A 13084-nucleotide genomic window follows, 5' to 3' on the forward strand; every position below is an offset into this window, starting at 1 on the left:
GTACTATTAAATAGTTTTTTGCTCTTTAATAATTGTAATAATATTGATATAATAATACCCTGTGAATTTTTACAATATTTTAATACAAAAGGGGGAACGTTTTTGAAAAAACTATTATTTTTATTATTATTAGTAACTATACTTACATATCCAAATACAATATATGGCGAAGAAGCTAGTGATAATATGGATGAAGTAAACAGCTCAAAGCAGTCTAATGACGAAGAAATACTTACAGCAGATGAGTGGTTGGAATATGCCAACTCACAAACTACAGCATTCTCACTACTAGATGCTTTTATAGAAGGTTATACCCATTATCCATCGGATGATAGATTTGTAGATGGTATAAATACAAGTGCAAGGTTACTATTAAATTGGGCTATTAGGCAACATCAAAACGGAGAATTAGCGGTTGCTGAATTACGATATAATCGCATTCTTAATGCACCAAAATTAATTGAACAATTAATCAAAGAAACTCAAAAAAAATTAGATTATATCGAAAAAGGAAAAAAACTTCCTACTGAAAATGAAATTATTAATGCCGCTAATACCAATAGTACTGCATCTGGAAAATTACAAATATTTTCTGAAGGTTATTCCTTATACCCAGGAAGTGAACAACTAGAAATTTGGGTTAATAATAGTGCTCGCATGCTATTTAATTGGGCAGATAGACAACATCAGTTAAAAAAATATAATACCGCAAAAACACGTTATGAAGCTATTTTAGATGCTCCCGTTTCAGATGCAGCAATACGACAATTAACTAAGAAATATCTTGAGTATGCCATAGAGAATCAACTAGCACCAAATCACTATGACGTACTTGCTAAACAATCAAATAAGGTCTCAGAAATTCTAAATATTTTCTTAGAGGGATATAGCTTATACCCAGATAATGAACTAATAAATGAAGGATTACAACAAAGTACACTATCACTATTAAACTGGGCAACAAGTCAACACCTTAAAGGAAACGTTGATTCAGCACAAGAACGTTACGAGGTAATATTAGATATTCCGCTATTAGAACCTAATGTTAAAGAAATGACAGAAAACAAATTAGAGTTCGCCTTAAGAGGTGACGTACTCCCTACAATTGACAACATCATTGATAAAGCAAATAAGAATAATAGAGCTTCTGGCAAATTAAATACCTATTTGCAGGGCTATAAATTATATCCACATAATATTCAAATAGTTGAGGGGCTAAATATCAGTGCTCAGTTACTATTTAATTGGGCAGACAAACAGCATCAACTTAGAAATTATGACGTTGCAATTGATCGTTATGAAAGTATACTAAATGTGCCTGTTTTAAAAGAAAAAATTCAGCAAGAAACCGAGGACAACCTTGACCGTGCATTAGAAAACCAACTAACTGCTAAGCAGTTATATAAATTAGCTGATAGTTCATTAAAAGCATCTGAGAAGTTTGCGTTATTTGTAGAAGGATATGAACTATATCCAGAGGATTCTTTAATAAAAGATGGTCTATCCAACAGTGTAATTCTATTATTAGATTGGGCTACAAATCAACATCAAACAGGAAATATTATAACAGCTAAAGTCCGGTATGAAAGATTATTACAATCACCTATATTAGAAGATATCCTAAAGCAAGAAACAATTAGAAAATTAGAATTTGCACTTGAAGGAAATGTTTTACCAACTGAAGAACGATTAATTGAACAAATATTAACTGAAGGCAGTGCTTCAAGAAAGTTAAGTCTATCGATAGAAAGTAATAAGATTTATCCGAGAAATAAGAAATTTGGAGAACTTGTTCATGCCAGTGCCATTAACTTGTTAGATTGGGCTACTAACCAACACCAAATAGGAAATATTGCAACAGCTAGAACCCGCTATGAAAGATTACTTGATGTTCCAATGTTAGATGATTTAATACCTGAAGTGGAAAAGAAGCTTCAATTTACACTAGATGACAAAATCTTACCTAAAGAAAACAAACTGTTAATGAAAATAGAAGATTCTAATAAAGCTTCTGAAAAATTAGAACTATCAATTGATAGTTACGAAATCTATCCAAGAAATAAAAAATTTATAGAAGCTATTAATAATAGTGCACTTATCTTATTGGATTGGACTACAAAACAACATCAACTAGGAATCATTGATATAGCAAAAAATCGTTATGAAGCCATTATTAAATCACCAAAATTAATAAATAGTATAGTAAAAGAAACCGAGAATAAGTTAGCTTATGCTTCGGAAAACAAAACACTTCCTACAGAAAAAGATTTGATTACACAAATAGATAACAAAAATAAAGCTTCAGAGAAATTAGAAATATCTATTAAGGGTTATGAATTATATCCAAGGAGTAAGCAATTCGAAGACTTTATTCATACAAGTGCAATTTCCTTACTGGACTGGGCGACTAACCAACATCAAAAAGGTAATCTAGAAACTTCTTTGAGCAGGTATGAAAAGATTCTTAGTTCTCCTATCTTAAAAAGTATCCTTATTAAAGAGATAGAAATGAAAATCGAATATGTTGAAAAAGGGAAACAACTACCTTCAGAATTAGATATTATTGCACAGGCGAATCATGCAAATAAAATTTCAGAAAAACTGGATATCTATAATCATGGTTATTTATTATATCCACGAGATAAGCGAATTAAAAATGGGTTAAATAGCAGTGCTCAATTATTATTAGACTGGGCTGCTAAAAAACAACAAAGTGGAAATTATAGTACGGCTATAGATAGATATAACAAATTAATTAACTCAACAGGGGTATATAATAGTATTAAACAAAAAGCTAATAACTTTTTACGATTGGCTAGAAGCGGTAAAGGAATATATATCTTGTCTAAAGTTGTAAACGGAAATGTCTCTAAGTATTCTTATAATCAAATGATAAAGGACATAAAAAAACTGGAAGATCAATATCCTTATCTCGTAAAATCCGAAATAATTGGTAAGTCTGTAGAAGGACGCAACTTATATGCAGTTAAACTAGGTTTTGGAAAAAAAGAAGTGTTTCTTAATGCTTCTCAGCATGCACGAGAGCATATGACAACAAATGTATTAATGAAAATGATTGATGAGTATGCTTATTCATACGCAAAGGGAAATAAATTTGGATCTTATAATACCAAAAGTATTTTAGATGACGTTTCAATCTGGTTTGTACCGATGGTAAACCCTGATGGTGTTTCCTTGGTACAATTCGGTGCATCCAGCGCTAGCAATAAAGCAGAAGTAATTCGAATGAACAATGGAAGTACTGATTTTAGTGGATGGAAAGCTAATATCCGAGGGGTAGATTTAAATAGAAATTTCCCTACTAATTGGAATTATGTTCAAAATAACCCTGGTAAACCGTCACCGACCAATTTTAAAGGCTATAATCCATTGTCAGAACCAGAATCAAAAGCACTATATGAATTCACAATAGCTCATAACTTTAAAACCGAAGTTGATTATCACTCTTCAGGAGAGATCCTATATTTTGGAGACGATTTACTCGGAATAAACAATTCACTACTTGCAATCAGTAAGCGAATTGCACAACAAGTAAGTACCAAAACAGGTTATCCTTTATATTATACAAGAGGAATCCCAGGAGGTGGACGAAGAGCAGACTGGTCGCAGCAAATATTAGGACGTCCCGTATTAACACCAGAGATCTCACCATATGTAGGTAACCGACCTGTGCCAGTTTCTTACTTTAACTCTATATGGAAAAAGAATGATACAATTGGATTACTTATTGCTGATGAAGCTAGAAATAGATAAAGATAAAATAAGAAAGTATCTAACTACGGTTAGATACTTTTTTTATTAGAAAGAAATACTATTATACTAGGTTAACTATTATCTATCTTTCAGTTCAACTATATAGAATTCAGACTTTTATGAATTTAAAGAAAAAACATACGAATACATAAGAGGGATGTAAGAAGACCTTCTTTCCGGATTAAGATTAACAATACTACTCTATTTCATCTGGGTTATACGCTTCAAACCACTCTTCATTTGCTCTAACAACTCTTGAAGCGTTGCTCCTTCATATCCTTTTTCATATGCTTCCTGCAACAATATTTCTAATTGTTTCGTTTCTTTTATTTTCGTTTCCATATATAGTAACTCCTTTAATCCGTCTGCTTATCTCTATATTCAAAGGCATTTTCAATCATTTTTTGAATAAGCTTTAATTGATCTTCTGGCGCATCCTGTTTTATATATCTCACAGCTTTTTTTATTGACTTTGGTAGCTGGTCAAATTCTTTCAAATGAATCACCTAATTTATATGAAGTTATAATATAAAATGAAGTTTAAAAGCTAATTTTACATTAGAGTGTATTATATCATAAATTTATATATGGAAATATATTTTTTGGAGATTTGTAAATTTTTGTAGGGGAAATGTAATATACATTACACAACCGCCGGTAGAACTGGCGGTTGTAATTTTGCACTATAGGGCACGGGTGCATCAAGAAATAATTAAATTTAAAGTTTACTGATATAGCTCCAATAAGGTCCAAAAAGGTTGCTTCTATTTATCAGATAGATGTTAACTTTCTCATTATCTACCAATGGTTATAGATCAATAGTATAGATATTGCATTCTATCATTCTTTTATTTTATCTAGTGCTTTTATGATGTGTTCCTCTAGAGCAGGCGCCAAGGTCTTAACAAACAGATTGGTGAGATGATGCTGATCTCTGTATACAATAACGTTACCAATAATTGGTTTGCAGGTATTATCATCACAAAAATAATCCGATAAATCTGCGAAAGTCACATTGTTTGGTATACCTTCAGTATTTTCCCACGGTGGAATATCTGATAATGCATCCTCCCTTGGAACGGAACACTCATCTGGACTTTTTGTTTCTAAACACACTGGTATTTTCTCTTTCATTCTTGGATTATCACGTATAGCAAATATCTCAGTTACCCCTTCAAACTTTTTCCATTGGTTAATATAGCCTATGGGAACTGTACTCCCATTGTTAACATTTGCAGTAGTGAAAATAATATCCGGTGCATTATCCATTAATGGTTGAATTACATTTTTATTCCATTCCATACATTCGTCAGTCATTTGTCCGTTAAAATCATCATCAGTAAATCGACAACCATCTTTATTATAAATGTCAATTTTCAATTTCAACTTTTCCGACAATTCAATCAGTGCAGGGAACCAATGACCAGAATGAGAACCACCTACGAGCGCAATAGTATAATCGGGACTTTCGGTTTCACCAAAGGAACAAATCTCCACTTCCGTTTCTTCACGGTTATTAGCATAACAGGAACTAGATGAATAAAATTCAGGTAATGCACTAGTTGCATTTGCTTCCATTAATATCGGTTCTTTATTTGGATTAGGTTTAATGTCTTCTTCGACGACAAACGCACCTGGATAATCTTCCATGTTGAATACTTCTGTATACTTGCCTTGATTTGCATTAGCATATAACCCCCATGAAGTATTTAAGGAAAGTGCAGGGATAATGATTATTGCTAGGATTACAGCTAACTTCATTCTTGATTGTTTTATGTTTATTTTTCTTATTGGAGTTTCAATTACCTTCACTGAAATTATTGATAGAATTAAAGTGAGCAACATTATTAACATGCCATCAGTAATAGAAACAGTATCTGTACCAAAGTAAGCATAATAAAAAATTAAAAGCGGCCAGTGCCATAAATAAAAACCATATGATATATTCCCTAAATATAAAAATGGTTTAGTTCCTAATAATTTATCCACACCAAACTTGCTTCCGTTCTCAGCTGCTATAATGACTAAAATTACACCAGTGGTTGGCAATAATGCGACATATCCTGGGAAAACATTGGATACTGGTAAAATAATTCCTGTAAAACATATGATACTTAAACCTAACCATCCAATTATTAAACTTATTGTTTTTTTCATCCTTAAATATGGAAGCAATAACGCTATTATACCACCTAAGCTAAATTCCCAAACGCGAGCAAATGTGTCGAAATAAGCCCAAGGCTGATTATTATCAGTAATATAAATAGAGTATCCAATAGAAATCAGAAACATAGTACTTAGAATAACTAGGAGTGTTTTCCTAGTCGGTGTTTTCAAGATTTTTTTTGCGATAAGATACGCAGTAAATATTACTAATGGCCATGTTACATAAAATTGCCCTTGAATTGAAAGTGCCCAGAAATGTTGTAGGGGGCTAGCATCATTATTTTGTGCAAGATAATCAATAGCATTTGTAGCCAACTGCCAATTTTGAAAGTAAAAAGCAGAGGAAAAAATTTCAGATATTATTTGCTTCCACTGTAGTTGAGGCATAATTATAATAGAAAATAGGCCAGTAAAAAAGAGGACAGTGAAAGAAAGTGGAAATAATCTCCTTGCCAAACCTAATAAGTAATCAAAATAATTAAATTTTCCATACCTTTCCATCTTCGTTAACAAAGATACAGTAATTAAATAACCAGAAACTATAAAGAAGACATCTACTCCACCAGAAACAGCTCCTAACCAAATATGGTATATCGCTACTAAAAAAGCTGCAACTACTCGCACCCCTTCTATTTCAGGTCGGAATCTTTTTTCTGTTACCTTCAAATCAGTCATTTTCTCCACCTCTTTTGTTATAATCCTTTTACGAACAAATGTTTAATAACTAATTCTTTCATTCTATTATAATATGATTTTGTTATCAACCTTACATTTTTTCAATTTCTATTTTTTATCTAGGATAAACTTCTTCAGCTAGTAAAAAGAAGCGCACTTTAATTATAAAATGAACACTCTTTTGAATTATAGTAACGTTGAATGATCGATCTTGGGGTTATCCCAATTACGATATAGCCTTCAAAAAAGTTTGGATGTCTATTTCTAACCAACGAATTAGCTTCACTTATAGGTAGATAATCACGATGTGTTAATAAAAGTGAACTATTATATAATGCAGCCAAAGGAGCACCACATAATGCATCAACGTAGCTTATATCACTAGAAAAGTAAACTTTACTAAAGTCAAAATATACTTTTCTACAATTTTAACCCCTGTTTAGTAACAACTATCACCTGAACTACGATTAATACAACTAACCCTTATCTTACTTAATACTTTACGAAGTTCATTTGATAATAATAAGGTTTAACCGCCTATTATTGTTACTTCTTAAATACCTTTCTTTATTATATACTATAAAACTTCACTAGGTAATTCACTATTATTAGACAGTAAAATTGGAATTTGCATTTTTCCAGCATATGGTGCTATGGATAATGGATCTGGACTATCCGCGCCAGTAGTTAAAAATATTTGATTGTTACTACTAATTTGCTCTGCCACTTGTACAGATGTATCATAGCGGTTATTTCCAACTATCCTGGTTACCTTATATCCCTTTTGGATAAGTTGCTTGTATATATTGTTAGAAATCGCACATTCCCCCAATTATAACAATATTGGTAGGTTTTAGCCGTTCCATTTCTTGTCCAACTACCTCAGGTGAAACACTTGACTTCGTTACTAATAATGGAGAGATATACTTTTTAGCCAATAATGCACCAGTTAATGCATCAACTAGTAGATCACCACGCCCTAATACAACGTTTTCTACTTCGGAAGGCAAGCCGGGCTGTGCTATAACAATACTTGTTTCATATCGATTACTACCATGAAGAAATATTCCGTTACTTGACTGAATAAGACCAAATCCGAAATATGTATCCCTACCTACTTCACCTAAGTCAGTTCCATTCTGGTGAAGTAATTTCCGTACCAGACTAATATCAGTCTTGGGGCAATAATGAAACATTCACCTCTACCTATGGGGCTGACGGCCATTAAAGTACCACTTATCGCTTCATACAAATTATTATGAACAGTATTTAAAATGTCTACTTTATGCTATCATTTTCTTTTTCCTGAAGGAATAGTAAACTAATAAGAAAAATACCTAATAATGCTAGTGGAAATATAACTTTTCGCACCATCCATTTCACCTACAATTATTGCATTTGTCTAAACACATTTAAGCGATTATTTTTAGTAATGGTTTGGTATCCCCCTAAATAATTCACTGTAGTATGTTGCGTATCAACCTGATTGGTAATCCAATCGGATACAGTATTAGGAATAGTATCTTTATTTAACAAAATAATAGGCGCTCCTTGCATTGCAGCTAATGGGGACCCAGATAAGGCGTCCACGTAACTCACACCACTAGAAAAATAGACATTATCCAAGTTAAATTCTGATTGATACGTTTTTGCTATTTCAACACTTGTTGCATATCTATTCGAGCCAGATATTCGGTTTACAATAACACCTAGTTGCTTTAATTGCTGCTCTACTTCGGGAGAAACGGCAGTTTCTCCACCTATAATCGTCACCTTACTTATACCATTGCTTTTAACCATTTCCGAAACTTCCGGAGATAGTCCATTTGGCTTCGTTAGTACAATCGGAATTTGTTTCATTCCGGCATAAGGAGCAATGGAAAGTGGGTCAGGCGAATTTTCACCTGTGGTCAGAATAATCTCGTTTGAAGTTCCAACCTCTGCAGCAATCTTTGTAGCTGTAGCATACCTGTTTTCCCCACTGATACGTTGTACATTAATTCCTTTATTCTCCAATGATTTTTCCACTACTTTTGAAATAGCGGCTTCTCCACCAAGAATGATTACATTTTTCGGTTGTAGTCTATCAATTTCCTTACTTGCTTCAGAAGGAAGAGAATTCGTTTTTGTAAGAAGTAATGGCGAATGATACTTTTTCGCTAATACACTACCTGTAAGAGCATCAATGGGATTATCACCGCGACCTAACACGACGTAATCACTGGTATCTTCCCACCCTTTTTGAGAGATAGCAACACTTGTCTGATATCGATTGTCACCATGCATTTCATTTGCTTGAATAGCTTTTAAATAATTGGATGCAATAAAGCCGGTTGTCCCATCACTAAGCTTAACAGGAAACCATTGATAGGTCTCATCGCTGATCATGGAACCAGTAATTTCTATAGAAGCTCCGCTTGGTATCTTTTTCAATATCGAGCTGGTAGTTGAAGCGGATGCTCGTAAATTTACATTTGTAGTTGTTAAACCAACCATTCCATTTGTAACTTGTTCAGCAACAATTTGTGTCTGTGAAGGAATCCATGTTTTAAAGTCACCCCAAAGGGATGTATTTTCTTGCCCTAAGGCCCAGTTCCCGGTTCCTTTCAACCCATACTTATCGACTAGGTTCACTTTTTCCTTAATCGATTGTTCGTTTTCATACCAAATCGTATAGACACCGGGCTTCAATGCTTTCCCATTGATATAATATACGGGATCGCTAGACTTTATTGTGACAGTCGCTTTCGGGGATTGACTAACCGTATCAAAGGTTAACGTACTTTGATATTTTGTAATTAGCTCTTGCACCCTTTGATTCGTAATTCCAGTCCCTCCATATGTTTGTCCCTCCATCCAAACTCTACCATAATGTGGAAGTCCAAGTACTATTTTTTCTTTTGGTACTCCTTGAGTAAGCGCATATTTAATTGAACTTTCTACAAACGAAATACTTGCAACTGGCCCAGGGTCACTCCCTTCCCAACTTTCATCATAAGCCATAATCATAAGATAGTCCGAGTAATCCGAAAGCTTCTTATAATCATAGGAACCATGCCAGCCTTTCGTCCATCCATTTGGATTCGCAGCAACAGCTACGGAAACTTCTTTATCCGTAGGTATTTTCTCTCTCAATAATCGAACAAGATCCGTATAATTATCACTTTCAACGTCTGAAACATTTTCGATATCAACATTGACACCATCAAGATCATTTTTAGCAATGGTATCCGCAATTTGTTGAGCCAATACTTCACGATTAGCTAATGCTGCTCTTCCAACATCTCGATTCCAATGGTTGCTTAAAAACGGCACTACTTTTACTCCACGTTTTTTCATTTCATTGATAAAGGTGGGACTTAAGTTAGAGGTATCTAATGTACCGTCAGCATGTATGTCAAAATAGCTTGGCGATGTATGATTAATCACGCCATTTGTTCGATCAACAAAGGAAATCTGTGAACTAGTAGAACCATAATATAAATAACCCATGTTAAAGTCTGTAGCAGCATCCGCTTCAGAAGGGTTAAAATATAAAGTCGTCAGCAACACAGAGCCAACCATAACTCTGACAGTTTTAACATGGGTTCCTTTCATATTTCTAACAGTTCTACGGACAAATTGTCTTAATGTGTCTTTCTTATGTGCATCTAATTGTTCGCCTAATTCTAATGCAAACTCAGTTAAGTTAGGGTCAAGCTGGATCGTTAACGTATTTGTTTCAGGATTAAATTTAAGATTTTGTATTTCAAACATAACTTATCAACTCTTTCCACTAGAGTTTGGTATGTTTTATTGTTATCGGGATTGTTATTTTTATGCCCAATGAGAGACGAGTGATCTCATTTACTGTTTTAAATTTTTACATAGAGGCAATAATAATTGTAAATTTTATAACGTATAATCATACGTTTATCCGGAGGTTTAATGAGATGTCGAATAGTATAAACAGTAATTTCTTTAATGGAATACCCGCACAAACTTCTAATAAATCTATATCCAATTCATCGACATTAGTGAAGCCGGATGTCTTACAGCTTGTTAATAACCATATTTTATTGCAGAAAGAAAAAGAGTGAGAAATCGATGAGTTAGATAAGGAACTATACTAGTAAGAATAAAATGCTAAAAGAAAAAATCAGCACCGAGAAAATGATTTAAAGACAAAATATCAGAAAATAATTCAGGTGAAAAGTAAAGAAGAAAGATTTATTAAAGATGTGGAAAATAGATTCAAACAATGAAAAGATAACGAAGAAAGAAAACTAAAAGTAATGCAGGTAAAGCAAACTTAATCAACCAGTTAAACCTGTCACATGAAAATCCACTCGTTAATAATGTACATACAGATCACTTTCAATTAAAGCTTTCATCCGTACTAAATACATCGAAAAAAATAAAAGAAAATCGTGACAATGGGATTCTAATGTTGTTCGTATTTTTAATGTTAATAACTTTAATTTTATTGCCGTAATAAAATTAAGTATCTAAAAGAAATGGAACTATAGCCTTCTAAATTAGTAATACCAGAAATAATAAACTAATATTTTACGTATATCCCCCTTAGTAGTAAACTATAAATTAGGATTATTATTAAGGGGAATATTTATGTCAATAAACAAACAAGAAAAAAACGAAGAGAAAACAGAAAATAGAAGTAAACGTAAATCTAGCAAAAAGAAAATAATTATCTTGTATATTGTATTACCTACTTTAATTCTAATTGCTGCCGCTCTATTATATGGATTCCATCTCTATTCAAAAGTCGAGAAAACTGTAGAAGAATCTTATGAAGATGTAGGGAGAGAAAATGAAACCTCTGATTTACGCGAAGAGCCGGTCGATCCAATGGAAGATAATGTATCGATGCTAATTATCGGAGTAGATGATAGTGAGAATCGCGGATATGAAGAACAGAGTAGATCGGATACGCTAATTGTAGCCACTTTTAATAAACAACAAAAAGATATCAAATTATTAAGTATTCCTAGAGATTCCTATGTTTTTGTACCAGAGGTAGGATACAATACGAAAATAAATCATGCTCATTTTTATGGTGGTCCTAAGGCTGCAATTGAAACGGTTGAAGAGTTTCTTAATATTCCTATTGATTATTTCGTACGCTTAAACTTTGAGGCCTTTATTGAAGTGATTGATTCGATAGGTGGTATTCACTATAATGTTCCTTTTGAAATACATGAAATGGATTCAAATGATAAAAAAGATACTATTCATTTATTACCAGGCTATCAAAAAATTAATGGTGAAGAAGCACTTGCATTAGCAAGAACGAGAAAATATGATAGTGATATTGAACGTGGAAAAAGACAACAAGAAATCATTAAAACAGTACTAAAAGAATCGGCCTCCACTTCTACCGTGTTTAAATTAGGTGATATAATTGAAGCTGTAGGGGACAACATGACAACAAATCTAGCATTTGATGAAATGAAGACATTCTCTACATATGGGTTAAACACTAATTTATCTATTTCTACTATTAATCTTGAAGGCAATGGTGGTTTTATGGAAGATGGTTTGTGGTACTTTGTCGCTGATGAACAAGACAGACATGATATAGAGGTTGAACTAAAAGACCATTTAGGATTGAAAGACAATTCAAAGATAGAAGATGATATCAGGCAAATCCAAAAACTATATTAAAAAACGGATGAGGAATATATTCTCATCCGTTTCTATTCTTTCTTTAAAAATATTCGAAGCATAAATTCCAATACTTTTAAGATTCGCTTCCAGCGAAATGGTTGCTTTAATAAGCGATATAACCATTCCAAATTAAGCTTGATCCAAGTTTTGGGAGCTCGTTTCGATTCACCAGATAATACATCGAAGCTCCCTCCAACTCCCATAAATAGCCCTTTTGAAAATTGATTTATATTATTATAAATCCATTGTTCCTGTTGAGGAGATCCAAGTGCCACAAATACTAAATCAGCATTGGCATTTTGTACTTCTTTTGCAATTTCTGCTTCTAGCCCTTTGAAAAATCCATGATGATAGCCAGCTATTTTAACATTTGGGAACCTCTTTTTCACTTCTTTTACTGCCTTTTCATTAATATCATCTTGAGCTCCTAAAAAATACACAGACAATTGTTCTTCATTCGCGTAGTATAATAAATCTAACATTAGATCAAAACCAGGGATGCGTTTGTGAATTGGTTGTTTTTTATGTTTGGATGCAATCACGATCCCAACCCCATCAGGGACAACAATATCAGCAGATTGAACGATTTTCTTATAATTTGGTTTTTCTTTAGTTTTTATGACAATTTCGGGATTAGCAGTAACAATAAAGCATTTTTCCCCGTTATTTAGCTTAGGATACAAATGCTCGTTCAGTAACTTATCTTTTGTTGTATTAATAAAAGATATATCCATAATAGAAACATGACTTTCTCTATTTATATTTGTCATAGATAAACAACCTTTCAGCTATGTTGGTCTTA

The 13084-nt window shown here is 33.0% G+C and carries 11 protein-coding genes; 3 read left to right on the plus strand and 8 right to left on the minus strand.

Going from position 1 to position 13084, the window contains the following annotated elements; genetic code table 11:
• The first annotated feature begins 102 nt into the window (after window positions 1-102).
• On the plus strand, window positions 103-3774 hold the full coding sequence (locus tag ACFSTA_RS08840; protein ID WP_377556253.1) for a M14 family zinc carboxypeptidase: 3672 nt from the start codon (window positions 103-105) through the stop codon (window positions 3772-3774).
• Between the two features lie 201 nt (window positions 3775-3975).
• Here ACFSTA_RS08840 and ACFSTA_RS08845 read toward each other — a convergent pair whose 3' ends face one another.
• The 7 genes from ACFSTA_RS08845 to ACFSTA_RS08875 form a co-directional block, all read right to left on the minus strand.
• Window positions 3976-4116: a hypothetical protein gene (locus tag ACFSTA_RS08845; RefSeq protein WP_377556254.1), complete on the minus strand. Its 141-nt coding sequence runs from the start codon at window positions 4114-4116 to the stop codon at window positions 3976-3978.
• A gap of 14 nt (window positions 4117-4130) precedes the next feature.
• Entirely contained in the window at window positions 4131-4271 is a 141-nt protein-coding gene (locus ACFSTA_RS08850; protein WP_377556255.1) for a hypothetical protein, read from the minus strand.
• Between the two features lie 343 nt (window positions 4272-4614).
• Window positions 4615-6615: an acyltransferase family protein gene (locus ACFSTA_RS08855; RefSeq protein WP_377556256.1), complete on the minus strand. Its 2001-nt coding sequence runs from the start codon at window positions 6613-6615 to the stop codon at window positions 4615-4617.
• A 158-nt stretch (window positions 6616-6773) separates the two neighbouring features.
• On the minus strand, window positions 6774-6992 hold the full coding sequence (locus ACFSTA_RS08860; protein ID WP_377556465.1) for a hypothetical protein: 219 nt from the start codon (window positions 6990-6992) through the stop codon (window positions 6774-6776).
• A gap of 200 nt (window positions 6993-7192) precedes the next feature.
• Window positions 7193-7447, minus strand: a complete 255-nt coding sequence (locus ACFSTA_RS08865; protein WP_377556257.1) for a cell wall-binding repeat-containing protein — start codon at window positions 7445-7447, stop codon at window positions 7193-7195.
• The gene (locus tag ACFSTA_RS08870; RefSeq protein ID WP_377556258.1) at window positions 7425-7811 is read right to left on the minus strand and encodes a cell wall-binding repeat-containing protein; all 387 of its coding nucleotides are present in this window, start codon (window positions 7809-7811) and stop codon (window positions 7425-7427) included. The genes ACFSTA_RS08865 and ACFSTA_RS08870 overlap by 23 nt, the downstream gene beginning before the upstream one ends.
• Before the next feature lie 193 nt (window positions 7812-8004).
• Complete coding sequence (locus ACFSTA_RS08875; RefSeq protein WP_377556259.1) at window positions 8005-10371, minus strand: cell wall-binding repeat-containing protein; 2367 nt, start codon at window positions 10369-10371, stop codon at window positions 8005-8007.
• Between the two features lie 176 nt (window positions 10372-10547).
• On the opposite strand from ACFSTA_RS08875, the gene ACFSTA_RS08880 reads away from it, so the two are divergent.
• A complete protein-coding gene (locus ACFSTA_RS08880; RefSeq protein WP_377556260.1) occupies window positions 10548-10694 on the plus strand; it encodes a hypothetical protein in 147 nt (48 codons plus the stop codon).
• A gap of 529 nt (window positions 10695-11223) precedes the next feature.
• Window positions 11224-12279, plus strand: a complete 1056-nt coding sequence (locus tag ACFSTA_RS08885) for an LCP family protein (protein WP_377556261.1) — start codon at window positions 11224-11226, stop codon at window positions 12277-12279.
• A 32-nt stretch (window positions 12280-12311) separates the two neighbouring features.
• Here the strand turns inward: ACFSTA_RS08885 and ACFSTA_RS08890 are convergent, their stop codons facing one another.
• On the minus strand, window positions 12312-13052 hold the full coding sequence (locus tag ACFSTA_RS08890) for a WecB/TagA/CpsF family glycosyltransferase (RefSeq protein ID WP_377556262.1): 741 nt from the start codon (window positions 13050-13052) through the stop codon (window positions 12312-12314).
• Window positions 13053-13084: the final 32 nt, after the last annotated feature.

This window comes from Ornithinibacillus salinisoli (genome assembly GCF_042684965.1).
In the GTDB taxonomy this organism is placed as follows: domain Bacteria; phylum Bacillota; class Bacilli; order Bacillales; family Amphibacillaceae; genus Ornithinibacillus; species Ornithinibacillus salinisoli.